Consider the following 21153-nt stretch of genomic DNA (forward strand, 5'->3'; position numbering starts at 1 on the left):
TTACAGATTTGGTTTTCGAAAGGATAAAATAATACCTTGCTGCTTGTTCATCACACCCCTTATATCACTCAATATTAATGATATGTAAGAGTAATGAAGAAATGATAAAGAATAAACATAGCAGTCTTAAATTGTTTGTGAAATTGTGAGGGAATTAAAAAGATAATAAATATAATCACCAATTTGAAATACGGGACATATAACTATTATGGAATCATTTTAAAGGGATCGGTGTTTGATTTAAAACCCGTCAAATGAATATTGAAAAATAGAAATTCAAGATTTTCTTTCAAGATGATAATTTTATGAGGAGGAATTTACTTTTGTCTACCATGCCCCTGGTGTCGCTGTGTTCCTTATCACGAAGCAACACCTATACTCTCACGAACTAGTGCTCCATATAAAGTTACCACACCCATAAAAATCTTGATAAACATCTCCGCATAGGAACTTCTTGGTCATTTACAGTAGCTGAATCTCATCCTGTCTAATTGATTCCTTATTGGTAATGGCGGGAGATTGCAGTCTGTTCACACGTGATCAAAAATAAGGAGTGGTTATTTTTGTATACAGATGATGAAAAAGCCAATGAAATACAAAAAAGTAAATTGAATAAAATAACTCCAGTACAACTTCAGCAAATGATCATTCACCTTAGATCTGAACTTTCCCTATACAAATCAAAAGTTAATGAATACGAAGTGGATTATAGTAAAAAGAAAATAAGAAAATTAATAAAACACAATGAAGAAATGATAAATGAACAAAGAACATATCAAGAACTAATCAATCGGAAGGAACATGAAAGGAAGAGTGCAGAAACCAAGGTTCAGAAATTAGAAGAAGAAATAAAGAAATATAAGACCGAACTACAGTACGTTAAAGGAACCAAAACAAACGACGAAAAGAACAAAAATGACATAAAAACACTTGCAGATAAGAATAAAATATTACAAGGGGAAATTGCTTCTCTTCAAAAGAAAATTCAAGATTATGAGTCCGCCCAAAAGCAAAATGTAAAAGATGAGGAATTCAAAAAGATCGGCGATGAAGGTTTTAAAAAAATGGCGGATGGGCTTTCAGAGGTGAAATCACTTCTTGCTCCAGTAAATAAAAAAATAACTAATTTAGATGTACAAAGCATTAATTTAGAAATTGAGAAATTAATTGAAAAAGTCATGTTTTATTTTCAAGAGCAAAATACTTTCAAAAACGAAATTCAAGAATTAAAAGGAACCATTAATTCTCTTAATGAAAAAGAAATGAATTATAAAAATGAAATGAATCAACTTATAAAAACCATTGATCTTTTAAACGATCAAGAAAAGCAATATCAAGTGGAGATTAATAATTTAGAAAAAACTCTTTTAGATACGGAAGAGCATCATAAACAAGATATTAAAAAATATAAACATGAAATTGAAAATTACATTTCAAGGATCGGCCACCTATCCGAACAGGAAAGTCAATATAAAGTGGACATTGAAAATTTAGAGAAAGCTATGATCGAACTTTCTGAAAAGGAAAATCATCATAAACAAGTTATCGAAAACTTTAAACATGAAATTGAAAATTACATTTCAAGGATCGACCACCTATCCGAACAGGAAAGTCAATATAAGGTGGACATTGAAAATTTAGAGAAAGCTATGATCGAACTTTCTGAAAAGGAAAATCATCATAAACAAGTTATCGAAAACTTTAAACATGAAATTGAAAATTACACTCAAATGATCGGCCACCTATCCGAACAGGAAAGTCAATATAAGGTGGACATTGAAAATTTAGAGCAGATGATAACCGATCTAAAGGAAAAAGAGAAATACAATCAACATGAAATCGATCAGTTAAATCAAACGATTTGCGTTGTATCCGATGAACAAGAAAATAAATATATAGTGAAGATTGAAAATTTAGAAAAAGCCATGATCGAACTTTCCGAAAAGGAAGAGCAGCAGAAACAAGTTAACGAAAACTATAAACATGAAATTGAAAATTATGTTCAGACAATCGACCACCTATCGGAACTGCAAAGTCAATATAAGGCCGACATTGCAAATTTAAAACAGATGATTATGGATCAAAAGGAAAATGAAAACTTTCATCAACAAGAAATCGATCAGTTAAATCAAACGATTAGCATTGTATCTGAACAAGAAAATAAATATATACTGGAGATCGAAAATTTAGAAAAAGCCATGATTGAACTTTCCGAAAAGGAAAATCACCATAAACAAATGATCGAAAGTTTTAAACAAAAAATTGAAAATTATACTCAAATAATCGGCCACCTATCCGAACAGGAAAGTCAATATAAGTTGGAAATTAGTAACTTAGAAAAAGCTATTAACCAACTTACCGAAAAAGAAGACCACTATAAGCTAGAAATTGATCATTTACATCAATCCATCGTTCTTGTTTCGGAGCAAGAAAATAAATATAAAGTGGAGATTGAAAGTTTAGAAAAAGTCATGATCGAACTTTCCGAAAAGGAAGAGCAGCAAAAACAAGTTATCGAAAACTTTAAACATGAAATTGAAAATTATGTTCAGACAATCGACCACCTATCGAAACGGGAAGGTCAATATAAGGCGGACATTGCAAATTTAGAACAGACAATTAACAATTTAAAGGAAGATGAAAACTACCATCAGCAAGAAATCGATCAGTTAAATCAATCGATTAGCGTTGTATCTGAACAAGAAAATAAATATAAAGCCGAGATTGTAAGTTTAGAAAAAGCCATGATCGAGCTTTCCGAAAAGGAAAATTATCATAAACAAGTTATCGAAAACTTTAAACATGAAACTGAAAATTATACTCAAACGATCGACCACCTATCGAAACAGGAAAGTCAATATAAAGTGAACATTGCAAATTTGGAACAGATGATTACCGATTTAAAGGAAAAAGAGAACTTCCATCAGCAAGAAATCGATCAATTAAATCAAACGATTACCGTTGTATCTGAACAAGAAAATAAATATAAAGCCGAGATTGTAAGTTTAGAAAAAGCCATGATCGAACTTTCCGAAAAGGAAGAGCATCATAAACAAGTTATCGAAAACTTTGAACATGAAATTAAAAATTATTCTCAAATGATCGGACACCTATCGGAACAGGAAAGTCAATATAAGGTGGACATTGCAAATTTAGAACAGAGGATTATAGATTTAAAGGAAAAAGAAAACTACCATCAGCAAGAAATCGATCAATTAAATCAATCGATTAGCGTTGTATCTGAACAAGAAAATAAATATAAAGTGGAGATTGATAATTTAGAAAAAGCCATGATTGAACTTTCCGAAAAGGAAAATCATCATAAACAAATGATCGAAAACTTTAAACATGAAATTGAAAATTATACTCAAACGATCGACCAACTATCTAAACAGGAAAGTCAATATAAAGTGAACATTGAGAATTTGGAACAGATGATTACCGATCTAAAGGAAAAAGAGAACTACCATCAACAAGAAATCGATCAGTTAAATCACACGATTACCGCTGTATCTGAACAAGAAAATAAATATAAAGTGGAGATTGATAATTTAGAAAAAGCCATGACAGAACTTTCCGAAAAGGAAGAGCAGCAGAAACAAGTTACCGAAAACTTTAAACATGAAATTGAAAATTTTAATGAAATGATCGGCCACCTATCGGAACGGGAAAGTCAATATAAGGTGGACATTGCAAATTTAGAACAGATGATTATAGATTTAAAGGAAAAAGAGAACTACCATCAGCAAGAAATCGATCAGTTAAATCAAACGATTAGCGTTGTATCTAAACAAGAAAATAAATATAAAGTGGAGATTGAAAGTCTAGAAAAAGCCATGATTGAACTTTCCGAAAAGGAAAATCATCATATACAAGTTATCGAAAACTTTAAACATGAAATTGAAAATTATGTTCAGACAATCGACCATCTATCGGAAAAGGAAAGTCAATATAAGGTGGACATTGGTAACTTAGAAAAAGCTAACAACCGACTTACCGAAAAAGAAGACCACTACAAGCAAGAAATTGATCATTTACATCAATCCATCGGTCTTGTTTCGGAGCAAGAAAATAAATATAAAGCCAAGATTGAGAATCTGGAGCAAATGATTATTAATTTTAAGGAAAATGAAAATCACCATCAACAAGAAATCGATCAGATAAATCACACGATTGCTCTTGTTTCGGAGCAAGAATATAAATATAAAGCCGAGATTGAAAACCTAGAGCAAATGATTATTAATTTTAAGGAAAATGAAAATCAACATCAACAAGAAATCGATCAGTTAAATCACACGATTGCTCTTGTTTCAGAGCAAGAAAATCACTATAAAGTGGAGATTGATAATTTAGAGAAAACGATTAACAATCTAAAGGAAAGTGAAAATCAACGTCAACAAGAAATCGATCAGTTAAATCACACGATTGCTCTTGTTTCAGAGCAAGAAAATAAATATAAAATGGAGATTGAAAGTTTAGAACAGACGATTAACTACCTAAAGGAAAATGAAAAGCAACATCAACAAGAAATCGATCAGTTAAATCACACGATTGCTCTTGTTTCAGAGCAAGAAAATCACTATAAAGTGGAGATTGAAAGTTTAGAACAGACGATTATCAATTTAAAGGAAAATGAAAATCAACATCAACAAGAAGTTGATCATTTAAAGCAAATGATTGCTCTTGTTTCAGAGCAAGAAAATCACTATAAAGTGGAAATTAATAATTTAGTACAGACAATTAACAATCTAAAGGAAAATGAAAAGCAACACCAACAGGAAATTAAGAACTTAACCGAATCCATAACAGATTTTACAGAAAAAGAATTTAATTATATTCAAAAAATAGAAACCATAAATAAAATGGTAGAGGATCAAAAAGAAAAAGAAATCCGTTATAAAGATGAACTGGCAAAATATATTCAAGAACAAGAAAAAAATTATTTGCAACCAAAAAGAAAAATGGAAAAACCTTTTAATAATAATGGAATTCAACAGCAAGTTGGAAATACTCGTGTAAATATGGGGAATTTCAATTCGCCAAATAACAAAGAAGTAATTAATCAACCAAATGCGTTTCGATTCACGAATGATACAATCCAACAAAAAACTACAAGCCAAAATTTTAAAATGCAAACATCACATTGTCAAACAATCTTTCCCCAAAATAAACCGAGTTACACAGAAAATGATAGAACTCAACAAAATTACAATTCAGGGATAATGTCATCGTATCAGAAAAAAGATTACCCAGATTCTAAATTTAAAAACACTAATACAGATTCATTTTCATTAGATATGTTTTATAAAAATCATCCTTTATATAATTTACATTCTGGAGCGCAAAAAACAGCGATAGATCCCTTTAAGAATTTTAGAAAACATCAATAATAACCTTTATTTATAGTATATGTACTACCACTTTAACTAAACAACAAACAAAAACTTAACGACTACTTGCAACCGCAGATCAAGGATTGTGATAATCCCCCTCTTAATATCTATTTCACTGTCCTTGATCTATTTTAATAATGAAAAATTCGTTACAAAAGGAGAGATAAACGAAGTGAAAACTCATCCTTTAATTTCAATAATTTTCCCTGCCAAAAATGAAGGGGAAAACGTGAAAAACACTCTTGATTCATTATTTTCTGTTGATACACATTATTCCTTCGAAGTGATTATTATAAACGATGGATCTTCAGATGATTGCTGTGATTTCCTTAATACCTATATTCACGCAAACCAGGTTAAACTTTTTGAAACTGAAGGAATTGGGGCTGCAAACGCACGAAATTTAGGGGCAACAAAAGCTTCTGGTGAATTCCTGATTTTTTGCGATGCTCATTTACAGTTTGAAGATTTGTGGATCGATCATATTGTAGAACCCCTCCTTACTGGAAAATCAGATGCAGTAACCCCAGCAATCGCTTCGTTTGGCAATTCCGTTTTCATCGGCTATGGTCAGACCTTAAAGTCAAACCTTAGAATTAAATGGAACTCTAAACAAAATGGCCTCTTTGAAACTGCCGTATTACCCGGAGGATGTTTTATTATCTCAAAAAAAGTGTTTGAAGATGTGGGCGGATTTGAAACGGGATTTAAAACTTGGGGACATGAAGATGTAGAGCTTTCTATTAAGCTATGGCTGTTTGGATTTCGCTGCCACGTTCTGCCTAATTTAAAAATAATCCATTTATTCAGAAAAACTCACCCCTACGAAGTTAGCTATGATGAAGTTTATTATAATTTATTAAGGATGGCCTACTCTCACTTTAATACTCATCGCATACAAAAGTGCAAAAAACTCATGATCCATGTAAAAGCAAACCCTATTGAATCCCAAGTTCTCCTAGATGGAGTTAAAAAGCAGCGACGGGCCTACTTTCAAAAACGAAAATATGATGATGATTGGTACTTTGCCAAATTTAATATAGATTTCTAGGTTTTAAGAAGCGCCCTATCTCCCTAAGAGAGTCATGTCGTTTTTATAATCCCTTTCTAAATAATTCAAAATGATGAAAGGTGAGAATGTAAATGAAAGAGTTATTTACAAATATTTATAAGAAAAACATGTGGGGAAACTATGAGTCTGTATCTGGTACGGGTTCATCACTTACTCAAACCAAAACACTCATTCAGGAATTACCAAGCATAATAAAACAACTTCAGATAAAAAAAATGATAGATGCACCATGTGGTGATTTTAATTGGATGAAGGAAATATACAAAAATACAGAATTATATATTGGGATTGATATCGTCGATGAGATAATAAAAAGAAATAAAAAAGAATATCCATTAAACAATGTACAGTTTTTTCGTATGGACATTACAAAAGATCGTCTGCCTACAGGTGATTTAATCCTCTGTCGAGATTGCCTCGTACATTTTAGTTTTTCTGATATTCATTTAGCTTTAAACAATTTTAAAGCAAGCCAGTCGAGATATTTATTAACGACTACATTTACTAACCTTTCGCTTAATCATGAAATAAGGACAGGAAGCTGGCGCCCTCTTAATCTAGAGATTGAGCCATTCAACTTTCCAAAACCTATCTTGGTTATTAATGAGAATTGTACGGAAGGAGAAATGAACTATACGGATAAATCACTAGCTTTATGGGATTTGAATATCATCAATTTTTAAAATATATTTCTCTACTTCCGCTTCCGCATGACATTATTATCCCCTTAGTTAGACAGTGTAAAACGAACATGGATGTTAGACTACTACTTGGATGGATCTTATTATGCCTAAAAAAGGGGATACATTTTTAAACTTATTCAGAGAAATTAAATATACAGGTTGTACAAAGTTATTTGAATAATGAGGGTAGCCAATTAACCACCGCGAAGAAATATGAGCTTATAAGTATATGATTTGGTGCGGTAATATTAAAATACAGACGGCTTTTCAGATTGAAGGGGGATACAGCACGTTAACAAGGACTAAATAAACCCTTTGTAAGGACTTCCTCGGATGAGATTCGATAGGATAGTAGTTGTGTCCCTTTTGGTTATCCTACCCTTTTTGGTTCATGCCCCTAATAAGTACTTCTGCCACCTCAGGGCGAGTAAATTCAGGTGGTGGAGTAAGACCATCATGAAGCATTTCCCTGACTTTCGTTCCACTTAAAATGAACCTATCATCAGCAGAATGAGGACATGTCTTCAACGAAGCCATATTCATACACTTTTCACAGTAAAAGCTATGTTCAAAAAACAATGGTTTAATACCTATTTTCATAGGGTCAAACTGGCTAAAAATTTCTTGTGCATCGTACGTTCCATAATAGTTTCCTACCCCAGCATGATCACGGCCGACAATAAAGTGTGTACAACCATAATTCTTTCGAACAAGCGCATGAAAGACGGCTTCCCTGGGACCTGCATAACGCATGGCCGCTGTATAAATTGCAAGTCGGACTCGGTCCAATGGATAGTAATATTTTAATAAAATTTGATAGCTTTCCATCCGTACATCTGCAGGTATATCATCCTTTTTCGTTTCACCTACAAGAGGATTCAACAAAAGCCCATCAACCGTTTCTAATGCCGTTTTTTGCAAGTATTCATGGGCTCGATGCACTGGATTTCTAGTTTGAAACCCGACCACAGTACTCCAACCTAAGTCGGTGAACATTTTTCTAGTTTCGTTTGGGCTCATATAAAATTCTTCAAACGGTTTATGTGAAGGCCTATTTACCAGGAAAATAGGACCAGCAATATACACATTCCCTTGCTCAAATAGCTTTTTGACCCCAGGGTGGTTAGATTCTTTTGTTTTATAAACGAGTGTAGCTTCCTCCTGTTTATCGTATTCAAACATTTCTTCTACCTGAATGATCCCGGACAGTTCTCCCTCAACACTATATAGAGCAACTTCATCCCCCACATTTATACTCTTCGCATCTTCCTTTGTTACAGGAAGCGTAACGGGAAGCGTCCATGGTAATCCGTTTGCCAGATGCATATATTTTAAGACGCTCTGGTAATCTTTTTCCCCCATAAATCCAATAAGTGGACTAAATCCACCATTTGAAATCATCTCAATATCCGAAATAATCCATTTTGAGATGTTCAGGGACGAAAGCGATTTACACTTTTCCAAATATTCTTTACGGGCAATTCCTGTTAATTCACGATTAATAAGCTTGCCGCCATGTGGTTCAATGATGGTTCTTTGGTCATCCATATATAACACCTCTATCATTTGTACGATCCATTGTCTCTTTTTCAGACCTAAATATTTACATCTCCTAAATGCCCATTATCTTTTAAGAAGTTCATAATCTGCCGAACACATTCTTCAATAGAATATTGACTGGTTTCAATCATGATTTCAGGGTTTACCGGTTCTTCATAAGGGGCTGAAATCCCTGTGAATAGAGTGATCTCTCCTATTCTCGCTTTCTTATACAACCCTTTGGGATCTCGTTTCTCACAGGCTTCTAAAGGACATTTGACATAAATCTCAAGAAATTCACCCTTTTGTACCTTTTTTCGGACATCTTCTCGGTCACTAATATAAGGCGAAATAAACGTGGCTAATACCACTATCCCGCTATCGATAAAAATTTTGGCAACTTCCCCTATTCGGCGTATATTTTCCTTGCGATCTTCAGAACTAAAACCAAGGTCTTCATTTAATCCATTCCGTAAATTATCTCCATCTAAAATATATGTCGAGATCCCCTTCTCATGAAGTTTTCCTTCGACCATATTCGCTATGGTTGATTTACCTGAACCTGATAAACCTGTAAACCAAAGAATAAAGCTTTTATGTCCATGTAAAGCTTGTCTATGTTCTTTTGTAATGGAAAATGAATGATGATGGATATACTCATCTTGACCCATATTATCTCCCCTTTGTTTTTTCATTATGGAACAGGATTTTTATTATTTCGGATGACATACACTAATGATACTGTCCAGCCAATTAATATGAGCATATAAATAACGGAAGACCAATGATCAAGAAACGTCCAAGTGTTAATCAACGTTCGTGCATTCGTCAGAATAATGAATCCCCCTACAAGGACTCCCAATAAATAAGATGGCAATTTAGTAACGATCCAGGCAGCGATGGGTGCGGCGATGATTCCCCCTGCCATAAGTGCAATTACCCAAAACCAGTTCACTTCCTGCCAACCTAATGCAATAAGAAACCCCAACGTTGCAGAAACAGCAACAGCAAACTCACTCGTATCCACCGTACCAACTACTTTTCTAGCAGGAACACCATTTTGAGATAATAGGACTGGAGTTGTAATCGGGCCCCACCCTCCCCCACCGGTGGCATCTGCAAATCCAGCTATTAACCCCAAAACGATTGATTTTTTTCTTGATATATTAATTGATTTTCTTTCATTTCTTGTTTTAGAAATATTTAAAAAACGAAAAAGTACATATACGCCAAGAATAAACAAAAAGATTGAAATATAAGGTCTTACTATATTTCCTGGTAAATTACTCAAAAAACACGCCCCTGCAAATGCCCCATTTGAACCAGGAATGATTAATTTTAAAAGCGCTTGACGATCAACGTTCCCGAATTTCATATGAGATATACCAGAAGCAGCAGTAGTCACTACCTCGGACAAATGTACGGATGCAGAAGCCACTGCAGGTGCAATTCCAAATGTCAACAACAGCGATGTTGAAGTAACCCCATATGCCATACCTAAGGATCCATCAATTAACTGAGCCAAAAAACCGATAAATGCGAATATGATGAGCTTTCTCATGTTATCCTCCTACAAAACGATTTCCTTTTTTATTAAATACGTAATTCTTATATCTTAAAGGTGCTTTGTCGCATTGTAGACAATCCTATACGCATTGCAATAATACATTTTTTGGAGGTATCTTTAAAAAGCATCAACATAATACGGATGCTCGTCTTATATTTGATTTAAGTAATACCTAACAAAAAATATTGATTTTTCTAGATTAAAAGAACATGTTCAAAAAACAATAACCACATATTGGAAATGCGAGGGATTGATTTCTATATGCTATGCAAAAAAACACTTACTTGCTATAGACTTATATATTAAGTCAAAAAATTCACTTAAACGCTTCCCCTCGAATGGCTATGGCCAACCATTCCTGAATTCATCAGCTTAAACAGACTTAATTTCCTAACCTGATAGTAAAAAAAATAATTTAATTTCTTCGATTAAAATAGAAAAAAAGCCCTTGTTTAAACACAAGGACTTCCGACTATAGCGAATCAAGGCTAGTGGCATATTAAATCTATATAATTATTGTTTTCTAAGTTGTTTTAACATTAATTGTCTCATTTTAGCTCGGTGTCGATTAACAACGAGAAAAGTTTCTTTTTTGATACTAACTGCATGTTTGTTCGAGCCCATTTGTGGATGAACCCTATAAAGTAATAAAGGTTGAGACAAAAACTGTATGTCAAATTTTTGTACTATCCTTAACCATAAATCATAATCGTGGGTATATGGAAGTGTTTCATCAAATACTCCAATTAGATCAAATATCTTCCTATTTATCATTACAGTGCAGCCATTAATAACATTTCCCTTGCTCATTGCTTTAATTAATTCTAATTTATTTGGCAGATGTATACCTAAACTAGGGGTGATAACTTTCCCATTTTCATTTATACAATAATAGGAAGTATAACTAAATAACGCTCGATTTTTATTCATAAAGTCTAATTGAACTTCTGTTTTCTCAGGGTAAAAGATGTCATCTGAACTGAGCCAGCAAAAATAGTCACCTGTCGCATTTTTGATGCCCATATTTAATGCGCTCGCTGTTCCACCGTTTCCCTTTTCGATGTATATAATTCTATCAAGATACGGAGTGATTTTATCTGAATATTTTGTAGAGCCATCATTCACAACGATAATTTCAATATTTTTATATGTTTGGTTCATCAAACTTTCCAATGCTTCATCAATGTAGGGGCAATTATAAAACGGAACAACAATAGATACTTTTGACATATGTGAACCGCCTTCCTAATAATCAGCTTTATATTTTCTATACAAACACTTTCTCATTGTGTATTTTCATTCTTATGTTTATTTCTATCTTATTAAGATATGTAATATTCCTTCATATGACATGAACCAGAATTAAAATGGGAAGTATAATCTGAATAACTTAGATATAATCGCCCCGTCGAATCATATATATAATTCATGTGTTTAAATTTCTTTAAAAAGGATGAATCAATAGAACCTTGTTGCCTTAATATGATTCAACCTTATCCCATAGTCCTGATGCTTCATTTTGTTTGAGGAGGAGGAAGAATGAATATACTGTTTGTTTTTTACGTTCCAAGCGGTGGGGTGGAAACCTTAAACCGACAACGATTTGCCGCTCTAAAAAAATTCAATATAAATGCTCATTTTCTTTATTATGAAAACAAAAGAAAACAAAAACTTTTAAATGTTCACATTGGACCAACATTTATATCGAACAATGATAGCGAAATCAAAAAAATTTTAGAGGATGGAAAATATAGCGCTGTCGTTGTCGTTTCAGATTTCCAAGCTTTAGCAAGATTTAGAGCCTTGGGTTATAATGGAAAGATGATATTAGAAATTCAAGGATACGGTCCCAAACATGTAGCAAGAGGAGCGCTTTCAAATGCCATTCCACAGGTCAATGCCTATGCTGATGGATTTCTTAATCCAAAAACTCCACACATCATGCAATTATTAGATGAACTTTACCCTTCAGTTCCCAAATTCAGTTTCAATAATTGTTTTGATACAAGTCAGTTCTCATACCGATCATTACCTTTAGATGGCGTTAGGAAAATTGCATGGATCGGCAGAATTGAAGATAACAAAAATTGGAGGGAATTTCTTCAAATAGGGTATCAACTAGTTCACAATTATTATCCAAATTTACAGTTACTTATGTTTGAAGATCCCACTTTAAGTGTCCCTAATGAAAGAGTGAAATTTAAAAGATTAATTACACAATTAAATTTGAGCAAAAATCTTACTGTACACTCAAATGTCCCTAATTCCAAAATGGCCAATTATTATTCCCTAATCGGAGATTCAGGAGGCTTTTTATGCTCTACCTCAAAAGTGGAAGGAGCCCCATACGCACTGCTTGAAGCGATGAGTTGTAAATGCCCTGTTCTGACGACGGATTCCGATGGGGTAAGGAGCTCAATCATTCATAATCGAACGGGAAAGTTTTACACTTTAGGAAATATCGATAATGCAGTCAGAGAGGCAAAAGAATTAATGAATAACAAGGCAATAAGGGAAAGTATCCGGTCAAATGCCCTTGAACACGTCAAAACTCATTTTAGTCCAGATTTGTATGCTCAAAATTTCATCAATATGCTGAAATCCTTGGGAGTAGACTGCAAGTGAAAAGAAACCGCCGGAATTTTTTCATTTCGGCGGTTTCTTATTTGATTGTCCAATCAGGAACTAGTTTAAGGCACTCTGCTCCAATTTAAACTTTTCCAATTGCTTTTGTTCGTCTACTGTAAGTGATTTAAGTTTTCGATTAAGAAGTTTTTTTGCATAATCATATAATTCCAAATCCATTGCGTTATATTTTCTGATCAAGTTTATTAGCCCTGATGGCACTTCTTCTTTGGCCAAGCGATTTTTAGTAATATTTTTTCTTGTATAATGAATATCACCCCAGTCATATTCCTTTTTTAAGCAAAAAAGTGTTTCATTGAACAACTCAGTGACTCCCACCACAGTAAATGTCTTTAAGTTTTCTTTGGCTTTTGTAATGTCAGGATTTTCAGGATCACCACATGCCAATATTGTTTGATGATTTTGGGCTTCAGGATCTTTTAATACAAATTCCTCTAGAGTCATGTCTCTTACTCTCTCATATCCTGGATGATAGTTTTGTAAAAAGTAATATAAGGATATGACACGGTCAACTGGATCACGTAACATCGTAAAGTAATTAGAGGGTTTTGAAAAATGCTGATGTATTCCATAATTGTAATGACCCGCTACAGCTTTTATTTTTCTCTTTTCCTCTACCCCTAATTGATCAACTTTTTTAATCTTGAATTCGTAAGAGTCATGATCGAATATTTCATTAGCTTTATATTGTTTTCTAAAGATTGCACTTAAGGTCGTTCCTCCTGTTTTGGGGACATGCATAAAAATATCCAGATACTCTTCAGACATAAATGATTTCCTCCATTCTTCATATCAAAATAAAAGCCTGCTCTTATAATTTTTCCATATTTTTTATAAGAAGTGGTCGATAATAGCTCTCAATAGTAACTATATCTTCCTGCATTTCCGATTGGAATTTACATGTACCCGATTCTTCATGTATCCTGAATTTCGTTAAGGCTTCATCCAAATAATACATTTTATGACCATTTACCAATAAACGCAGCCACATTTCATAATCATGTGTATAGCGATGATAAGGATTAAAGTAACCAACTTTCTCAAAAACGGTTTTCTTTATAATAACAGTACAACCATTTATTGCATTATAAAGTAAAAAAGTACGATACACTTCATTGATGTCTGTAAAGCGTTTTCCATACCAAGAAAATAACAATTGGTCTTCGTTATCAATGCAATCATAATTTGTAAAACTTGCTTCTGCTTGATGGCTAATCATAAAAGACACTTGTTTAGAAATTTTTTCAGGCAGGAAATAATCATCCGAGCTTAACCAAGCGATATATTCTCCCGTAGCTGCATGTATCCCATGATTCAATGCTGTAGCTGTTCCTCCGTTCTCTTTTTTTAAGTAACGGATTTTTTCCAAGAACGGCTGGATTTTTTCTGTGAAAATTGTCGAACCGTCATCTACAACTATGACCTCTACATTCTTATATGTTTGATCAAGCGCACTTTGAATGGCCTTATCTATATAGGAACAATTATAAAATGGAATAATTATTGATACTTTCGGCTCCATTGCCTACCCCCCTTAAAAACATTTTAGATAAAGTATTTTACCAACGCCTTCATTTGATTTTCAGCACTTTTACTTTAAACCGCGCTGAAAGGTAAGGGTGTCCATTAATGATGATTCAAGTGGGATACTTGGCTTCCACCCTAAATTCACTAGCTTTATAGGGTCCTTGGCCACTTTATGTTCGGTTAGATCATTTCGTTGTGAATTCACCTTAATATCACCTGTTGTTAACGACCTGAAGCCTTCAATGATTTCTCCTAAAGAACGATTATTACCTGAAGCAACATCATACGTTTCCCCAGGCTGTCCCCTTTTCAAAAGAAGATCATAAGCCCTCACTGCATCTCTTACATCCAGAAAATCACGTTGGACTTTTGGATTTTCGACCTCAAGCACCTTTTCCATCCCCTTCTTTTCCATCTCTGCAATTTTTTTTGCGAAAATGGAACAAACACCATTGGATAATCCAGGTCCAATTAGATTGGATGGTTTTGCAATGATGATGTCCATGTTATATAAAACTGCCCATGATTGTGCAATAAGTACTTGAAGGGTTTTACTTAAACTATAAGGATGGGGAATTGATGAGATGGAGCTAGGATCAATTTGAAGAGCTGAGCCAACTATCACGATTTTACAAGTCGGACTTTCTTTACGGATGGCATCAATTAAGTATGCAGTGGACATGGTATTTGCCTCCAGGGTTGAAACGGGTTCCGACCATGATTCCCCAACGTGGTTCTGTCCAGCTAAATGAAGAAGGTATTGAGGTTTGGTCCTTTTGATAAGGTTATATACATCGTTTCCATTTGTCAGATCACAACATTCTGCATGTATCCTACCTTCGATATTCATCTTTTTTCTTGAAACTGCCGTAATATCAAATCCTGATTTCAGGAAGTGTGTGCATGCATGTCGACCTGTGAACCCACTAGCCCCTGTGATTATTAATTTTCCTTGTTGATTCATAGATTTCTCATCCAATCGTTAATGATGTTAATATTCGTCTTAAATCATCTCATGGTTAAAAGGCCCTCAACTCATATAACTCACTTAATACTCATAATTCATCATTCGACCGTTTCAATCTCTTCCAATACATAACAATTTTTATTAATCGTTGGTGCATCACAATGCTGCCTCTATATTACAATATGCCCCCCCCCACCAGTTGATATGGGCTGCTCTCTCCTTCTAATAAGAAAAGGGCAAATTCTGCTGTGACTTATTAATTATTAAAATATCTTTAAAGGATAATATTCCACTAAAGCGTACTCACAGTAGTCCAAATGTAAAGGCACCGCAAATGAATGTTTAGTCCATATCGATATATAGTTGATACATACAATAATAACGAAAACATTTCTTACTACCTCTTCTGTATAATAATCATTCTTTAACATTTAGTAGCTATCATAAAAACAGGTATGTTATGAACTTTTTTACAATCAGATTATTTTCACCATATTTAATGAAAAGGCCACAATATTTTAAGCATTTCATTTAAATGTTGGTGCACTTAACGAGGAATTACAAATCTTATACTAAGGAGAGATAAAATAATGGCGAATGGATGTAATCAAAATCCAATTGGAATTTGTTCAGAAGCTGAAGGGATTAATACAATAGCAAATGGGGTGGCTTCACATGCCGAAGGAAGTAATACAATTGCAGGTGGGGACGCTTCTCATGCAGAAGGGTTTCAGACCGAAACGACAGCTGGTGTGGCTCACGCGGAGGGGGCTAACACGTCAGCCACGGGGCTGGCTTCCCACGCAGAAGGATTTTTGACCAATGCTAATGGAAGTTCTTCCCACGCGGAAGGTTCCACTACGTTGGCGGAAGGTGTGGCTTCCCACGCTGAGGGATATTTTTCGAGAGCAAGTGCAAATACGGCCCATGCGGAAGGTAGCTCAACCTTAGCCTCCGGTTATGCCTCCCACGCCGAGGGATCGAACACACGGGCCTTGAACCTACATGCCCATGCAGAGGGAAATCTAACGACTGCATCGGGAATAGCATCTCATGCTGAGGGGGAAAATACGGTCGCCAGTGGGCTTGTCTCACATGCGGAGGGACAAGGTACAAGGGCTCAAGGAGAATCCTCGCATGCAGAAGGTGACCAAACGGCCGCTAATGGTAGGGCGTCTCATGCCGAAGGAAACTTGACATTGGCCAGTGGAATTTTTGCGCATGCGGAGGGGCAGCGTACTACCGCTTCAGGCGACCTTTCTCATGCCGAAGGAAACCAGACTCAAGCACTCGGCCAAAATTCCCACGCTGAAGGTGCTCTTAACATTGCGAGCGGTTTTACCTCTCATGCTGAAGGTGTTAACACGGTTGCGTCTGGTTTTTTCTCCCACACGGAGGGACAATCAACTAATGCGAACCTTTTGGAAGGCGTCCATGTCATGGGACAATTCGGTGCAGCAAACGAGCTGCCGTATTCTTGGTACCTGGCAAATGGCATTAATGCCTCAACGCCTGGTTTGGCTGCCAAAATTTTAAGCAACGGAAATGTAAAAATTGACGGAACCTTCACCACTCCGGCAGCAGATTATGCGGAAATGTTCGAAACGACAGATGGAAACCCCATCGAATTCGGGTACTTCGTTTCATTGGAAAAGGATAAAGTGCGTATAGCAAATGGTCAAGATGATTTTATACTGGGAATATCAAGCGCAAACCCCGCCTACTTAGCTGATAGTGGAGAGCTTCGATGGAAACACAAGTACTTGACTACAGAATGGGGTGAAATTTTGTACGAAGAAACCATACTTCCTTCTGTATTAGACGCTGGAGGCAATGTAGTCGTGCCGAAACGTACAGAACTTAAGCCTGTATTAAACCCTGATTGGGATGCTGCCGTTGAATACAAACCTCGCAGTAGCAGACCTGAATGGATAGCCATAGGTCTGTTAGGAAAACTGTTAGTTAGAGATGATGGCAGTTGCGAAGTTAATGGGTACTGCATGCCAAATGGTGAAGGAATAGCGACAAAAGCAAAGCAAGGGTATCGAGTGCTTGATCGCACAGGTACAAATCAAATATTGGTGTTGTTTAATTATATCCCAATAAATAGTTCCAATCATATTGAGGATCTTAAGAGGTTAGCAGAATTGAAAGAACAAGGTTATCTTACTGAAGAAGAATTTCAAAATGAAAAACAAAAGCTATTAAGCTCATGAGAAGCTTGGTTCTTATGTTAGCATAACTAATTAGAAACAAATCGGATAAGGGATTCTGGCGGGCAGTTTTCGCCTTTTGGTGAGCTCGCCCTCTTTTTAGTATTGATTGCATTATTCTAAGAAAGTATAAATGAGACTATTACCAGACCAAAGATCAATCAATCAATCAATCAATTAAATAAAATTATTACTATCTTTTAAATAAAAGGAAAACTTGTCCATACAAAAACAGAATCCTATTAATATATTAGAATATACTATTAGAAAAGAGGTGTACATTATGGGAACATTTTTAGACGCTCAAATATCGCAGAACATAAGTATCAGTGGCGGGATCGCAATACCACTTTCCTCAACGCCCGCGCTTTTTGCAACACTAGGCCTAACCACAGGAGGTGCTGGACCTAACCTTCGAGTTCAATTCACCGCCACCATTGCTATTAGCTCTTTAGTTACTGCTGCCGTACCTATTACCATTGAAATTTATAGAGGCCTAGGACCAGAACGTGTCCTTGTCTATTCAGCAACAGAAACATCACCAGTTATCGGTGCATTAGGAGTTGCTTCTAGAAGAATAATAACTGTAACTGGTGCTGACTATAGACCACCTAACCCCGGAAGTTTAGTGTATCAAGCGTTCATCAGTATACCAGGAGGAATAGTTCTGGTACCAACTCGTACAGGCCCTGAAAGCCTTAACGCCGCAAACAATATATAGCGAGCCCGTAACATTATTTTACAGGAGCTCGCTGTTTTTTTGTCTTTTTTAGTTTAATAAATACATATTCTTTTCAATCACTTACAAAGCGAGAATAAAAGCTTTTCCAGGTTTTTATAATTATGATACTTGCAGAACAAACATGAATGTCTTAGCAGTCACTCTTTTTTAGTTCTTTTCTTCATTTGAAAATATTCTGTATCAAGTATATTATGCTAAGAAGACATCCGTCTATATCACAAGTATATTTCCTGAATACTTATATAAAAAAGTACATGAATTTGATGAACTTCTAAGTACTAACAGATGGGAGATATATTCATGAAAATATTGCTTGCCACGTTTTGGATAACTCCACATGTGGGTGGGGTATGGAACTATATGCAGCAATTAAAAGAAAAGCTTGAGTCTTTTGGACATGAGGTCGACTTACTAGGTTATGGTGAAGGCCATAACTATGTACACATTATTAATGAAAATCGAAGGATAGAAAAAGATAAACTGATTCCTCTACGTACAGCAAAATTATTAGAACAAAACTACTCATCTAAACATGTAGATCCTGTGGTCAAATATTATGAGCTTCTTCGTTATTTTTATGAGTTAGGTGTCCGTAATTTAGGATTGGAAAAATACGATTTAATTCATACTCAAGATGTTTTTTCGACAGTTTGCATAAATCGGATAAAATCCAACACGACAGCTTTAGTCGCTACCCTTCATGGCTGCGTTGCTCATGAGATGAAGCATTATGTCACCCACATTCATAAAACCCCAACATCCAACCTAGCTTGCGTATATTTTGATAAACTCGAATTTGAAGGGGCTACTTATGCTGAAATTACAATCGTGGCAAATGAATGGCTAAAAAATACTTTAACGAGCGAGTTTCATGTACCTGCAGAACAACTTAAAGTGTACCACTATGGTTACGATACTGAATCCTTCCTTAAAAGAATGGATGAAAAAACTGCAATCCAACGCCCAACCGACAAGAAAGTGATTATTTATACTGGTCGGCTTTCTGAGTTTAAAGGAGTGCATCATTTATTAGGCGCACTCTCTCAATTAAAAAAAAGTCGAAATGATTGGGTTTGTTGGATAGTTGGGGACGGCCCTATGCTAGAAGAATTAATAAATCAAAGCAAAGCAGCGGGCTTGAAAAGTGATGTGATCTTTATGGGAAGACGGGATGATGTTCCTTATTTGTTATCCATATCGGATATCTTAGTTCTCCCAACTTTGATGGAAAATCAACCGTTGTCTGTAATAGAAGCGCAAATTTCCGGAAAAGCTGTCATTGCCAGTGATGTGGGTGGAGTACCAGAAATCATCGAACATGGAATTACAGGTGTATTATCACCTGCCGGGGATGAACAGATGTTAACCATGCATATCAATTATTTATTGGAGAATGAGTCCTATATGAAAACCCTTGGATTTAATGCCCAAAAATGGGGGCTGAAACATTGGTCACCCGATAAAGCTGTCCAAAAGGTGTTAGGTGTATATGAAAATGCACTTCGCAAAAAAAGAAATAAATAATTCTGCAGAAAAGATGCTGACACCTTGATTGCGTCAGCATCTTTTCTTTTTCCTTTCTTTTTTAGAAAGGGCTAGGTAACTGTTTAGGCCATTATTGACCGTAAAACATACAATACTAAAAACATATAAAAGGAGTATGATGTATGAAGGCTATCGTGACAGGTGGGGCTGGGTTCATTGGTTCCCATCTAGTTGAAGAACTTATCTTAAATGGTGCCGAGGTACATGTATTGGATAACATGATATCCGGACACATGGAATATGTACATCCCAATGCCATCATCCATACTGAAGATATATGCAGCGAGGTCGCTGGTCAGATCATTGTTAAAGAAAAGCCAGATATCGTCTTCCACTTGGCTGCACAGGCGGATGTGAGCCGGTCCATACTCGAACCGCAATATGATGCTGATGTGAATATAAATGGAACGATTAATATTCTTCGGGCATGTCATGAATCGGCTGTAAGTAAACTGATCTTTTCCTCTACCTCAGGGGTATATGGAAATTTACAGAAAGACTTGATTTCCGAAGATGACCTGACAGGACCCATTTCTTATTATGGATTATCAAAACTGACTGCTGAATCATATATCCGCTTGTTTAATCAACTTTATGGGCTCCCCTATACGATTCTCCGTTATGGAAACGTTTATGGGCCAAGACAAACGGCAAAAGGGGAAGGCGGAGTGGTCGCGGTTTTTTTAGAAAAGCTCAAAAAGGGAATGCCTTTAAGCATTCACGGTGATGGTGAACAAACTCGTGATTTTATATATGTGAAAGATATAGTACATGCTAACATCGCTTCAGTGAATCGAGGAAATCAAGAAACGATCCAGGTCAGCACTGCACAGAAAACGTCAGTAAATCAACTTTTGGAAATGCTAACACAAATTCATGGTTCAAAAGTGAATACAGTCCATTCAGCTGGAAGAACAGGAGATATTAAAAACAGCTGCCTTGCTAACAGAAAAGCAAGGCAATTACTGAATTGGTATCCAAAGACTGATATTTTCCAAGGGTTATCCGAAACCTATTCCTTCTCGAGTAAGATGTAGTTACAATAAGACGATCCTTTCCTTATCGTAATTCTCTAAATAAGTCTCCATTTAATAAATGTTATCTAGTCTTAGAATGTTGTTATTTCATTTCCTAGTTTATGGTGATGCATTTTTACTGTAACTATGTGAATGAATTAATCGATGCACAAGTTAGCTGGAACAAATAAACTTTCATACACAGGTCAGAACAGCTTATGAGCGTAAGGAAATGGTGAACGG

The 21153-nt window shown here is 35.4% G+C and carries 15 protein-coding genes; 8 read left to right on the forward strand and 7 right to left on the reverse strand.

Annotated features, from left to right (window positions below; all coding sequences use genetic code 11):
* Positions 1 to 563 precede the first annotated feature (563 nt).
* The 3 genes from J7J00_RS16555 (at position 564) to J7J00_RS16565 (ending at position 7148) form a co-directional block, all read left to right on the forward strand.
* Positions 564 to 5390: a coiled-coil domain-containing protein gene (locus J7J00_RS16555; protein WP_214792269.1), complete on the forward strand. Its 4827-nt coding sequence runs from the start codon at positions 564 to 566 to the stop codon at positions 5388 to 5390.
* A gap of 166 nt (positions 5391 to 5556) precedes the next feature.
* Complete coding sequence (locus J7J00_RS16560; protein WP_396020567.1) at positions 5557 to 6444, forward strand: glycosyltransferase family 2 protein; 888 nt, start codon at positions 5557 to 5559, stop codon at positions 6442 to 6444.
* Between the two features lie 92 nt (positions 6445 to 6536).
* Complete coding sequence (locus tag J7J00_RS16565) at positions 6537 to 7148, forward strand: class I SAM-dependent methyltransferase (RefSeq protein ID WP_214792273.1); 612 nt, start codon at positions 6537 to 6539, stop codon at positions 7146 to 7148.
* 375 nt (positions 7149 to 7523) lie between these two features.
* Here J7J00_RS16565 and sat read toward each other — a convergent pair whose 3' ends face one another.
* The 4 genes from sat to J7J00_RS16585 form a co-directional block, all read right to left on the reverse strand.
* Positions 7524 to 8696 (reverse strand): sulfate adenylyltransferase, encoded by a 1173-nt coding sequence (sat, locus tag J7J00_RS16570; protein WP_214792275.1) that lies wholly within the window; start codon positions 8694 to 8696, stop codon positions 7524 to 7526.
* Between the two features lie 47 nt (positions 8697 to 8743).
* The gene (gene cysC / locus J7J00_RS16575; protein WP_214792277.1) at positions 8744 to 9358 is read right to left on the reverse strand and encodes an adenylyl-sulfate kinase; all 615 of its coding nucleotides are present in this window, start codon (positions 9356 to 9358) and stop codon (positions 8744 to 8746) included.
* Between the two features lie 23 nt (positions 9359 to 9381).
* Entirely contained in the window at positions 9382 to 10248 is an 867-nt protein-coding gene (locus tag J7J00_RS16580; protein ID WP_214792279.1) for a sulfite exporter TauE/SafE family protein, read from the reverse strand.
* Positions 10249 to 10767: 519 nt separating this feature from the next.
* On the reverse strand, positions 10768 to 11484 hold the full coding sequence (locus J7J00_RS16585; protein WP_214792281.1) for a glycosyltransferase family 2 protein: 717 nt from the start codon (positions 11482 to 11484) through the stop codon (positions 10768 to 10770).
* A 309-nt stretch (positions 11485 to 11793) separates the two neighbouring features.
* Between J7J00_RS16585 and J7J00_RS16590 the strand changes: the two genes are divergently transcribed.
* Entirely contained in the window at positions 11794 to 12879 is a 1086-nt protein-coding gene (locus J7J00_RS16590) for a glycosyltransferase family 4 protein (protein WP_214792283.1), read from the forward strand.
* A gap of 60 nt (positions 12880 to 12939) precedes the next feature.
* On the opposite strand, the gene J7J00_RS16595 is transcribed toward J7J00_RS16590, so the two are convergent.
* From J7J00_RS16595 to J7J00_RS16605, 3 genes are all read right to left on the reverse strand, one after another.
* Complete coding sequence (locus J7J00_RS16595) at positions 12940 to 13668, reverse strand: sulfotransferase family 2 domain-containing protein (RefSeq protein ID WP_214792284.1); 729 nt, start codon at positions 13666 to 13668, stop codon at positions 12940 to 12942.
* Positions 13669 to 13711: 43 nt separating this feature from the next.
* Positions 13712 to 14422, reverse strand: a complete 711-nt coding sequence (locus tag J7J00_RS16600) for a glycosyltransferase family 2 protein (RefSeq protein ID WP_214792286.1) — start codon at positions 14420 to 14422, stop codon at positions 13712 to 13714.
* 69 nt (positions 14423 to 14491) lie between these two features.
* Positions 14492 to 15391, reverse strand: coding sequence for an NAD-dependent epimerase/dehydratase family protein (locus tag J7J00_RS16605; RefSeq protein WP_214792288.1), 900 nt, complete (start codon positions 15389 to 15391; stop codon positions 14492 to 14494).
* A 593-nt stretch (positions 15392 to 15984) separates the two neighbouring features.
* Here J7J00_RS16605 and J7J00_RS16610 point away from each other — a divergent pair.
* From J7J00_RS16610 to J7J00_RS16625, 4 genes are all read left to right on the forward strand, one after another.
* Positions 15985 to 17610: a peptidase G2 autoproteolytic cleavage domain-containing protein gene (locus tag J7J00_RS16610; protein ID WP_214792290.1), complete on the forward strand. Its 1626-nt coding sequence runs from the start codon at positions 15985 to 15987 to the stop codon at positions 17608 to 17610.
* A gap of 280 nt (positions 17611 to 17890) precedes the next feature.
* On the forward strand, positions 17891 to 18328 hold the full coding sequence (locus tag J7J00_RS16615) for a hypothetical protein (RefSeq protein ID WP_214792292.1): 438 nt from the start codon (positions 17891 to 17893) through the stop codon (positions 18326 to 18328).
* A gap of 321 nt (positions 18329 to 18649) precedes the next feature.
* Positions 18650 to 19873 (forward strand): glycosyltransferase family 4 protein, encoded by a 1224-nt coding sequence (locus J7J00_RS16620; protein WP_214792294.1) that lies wholly within the window; start codon positions 18650 to 18652, stop codon positions 19871 to 19873.
* 143 nt (positions 19874 to 20016) lie between these two features.
* Positions 20017 to 20931, forward strand: a complete 915-nt coding sequence (locus J7J00_RS16625; protein ID WP_214792296.1) for an NAD-dependent epimerase/dehydratase family protein — start codon at positions 20017 to 20019, stop codon at positions 20929 to 20931.
* Positions 20932 to 21153 lie beyond the last annotated feature (222 nt).

Source organism: Bacillus sp. ISL-4, from assembly GCF_018613275.1.
Lineage (GTDB): Bacteria > Bacillota > Bacilli > Bacillales > DSM-1321 > Peribacillus > Peribacillus simplex_E.

Bases quoted from the DNA above. Each gene is read 5' to 3' on its own strand.
- J7J00_RS16590 (WP_214792283.1), top strand. From the start codon at position 11,794: ATGAATATACTGTTTGTTTTTTACGTTCCAAGCGGTGGGGTGGAAACC.
- J7J00_RS16580 (WP_214792279.1), bottom strand. From the start codon at position 10,248: ATGAGAAAGCTCATCATATTCGCATTTATCGGTTTTTTGGCTCAGTTA.
- J7J00_RS16615 (WP_214792292.1), top strand. From the start codon at position 17,891: ATGGGAACATTTTTAGACGCTCAAATATCGCAGAACATAAGTATCAGT.
- J7J00_RS16625 (WP_214792296.1), top strand. From the start codon at position 20,017: ATGAAGGCTATCGTGACAGGTGGGGCTGGGTTCATTGGTTCCCATCTA.
- J7J00_RS16600 (WP_214792286.1), bottom strand. From the start codon at position 14,422: ATGGAGCCGAAAGTATCAATAATTATTCCATTTTATAATTGTTCCTAT.
- cysC (WP_214792277.1), bottom strand. From the start codon at position 9,358: ATGGGTCAAGATGAGTATATCCATCATCATTCATTTTCCATTACAAAA.
- J7J00_RS16620 (WP_214792294.1), top strand. From the start codon at position 18,650: ATGAAAATATTGCTTGCCACGTTTTGGATAACTCCACATGTGGGTGGG.
- J7J00_RS16565 (WP_214792273.1), top strand. From the start codon at position 6,537: ATGAAAGAGTTATTTACAAATATTTATAAGAAAAACATGTGGGGAAAC.
- J7J00_RS16595 (WP_214792284.1), bottom strand. From the start codon at position 13,668: ATGTCTGAAGAGTATCTGGATATTTTTATGCATGTCCCCAAAACAGGA.
- J7J00_RS16585 (WP_214792281.1), bottom strand. From the start codon at position 11,484: ATGTCAAAAGTATCTATTGTTGTTCCGTTTTATAATTGCCCCTACATT.
- J7J00_RS16605 (WP_214792288.1), bottom strand. From the start codon at position 15,391: ATGAATCAACAAGGAAAATTAATAATCACAGGGGCTAGTGGGTTCACA.
- J7J00_RS16610 (WP_214792290.1), top strand. From the start codon at position 15,985: ATGGCGAATGGATGTAATCAAAATCCAATTGGAATTTGTTCAGAAGCT.
- sat (WP_214792275.1), bottom strand. From the start codon at position 8,696: ATGGATGACCAAAGAACCATCATTGAACCACATGGCGGCAAGCTTATT.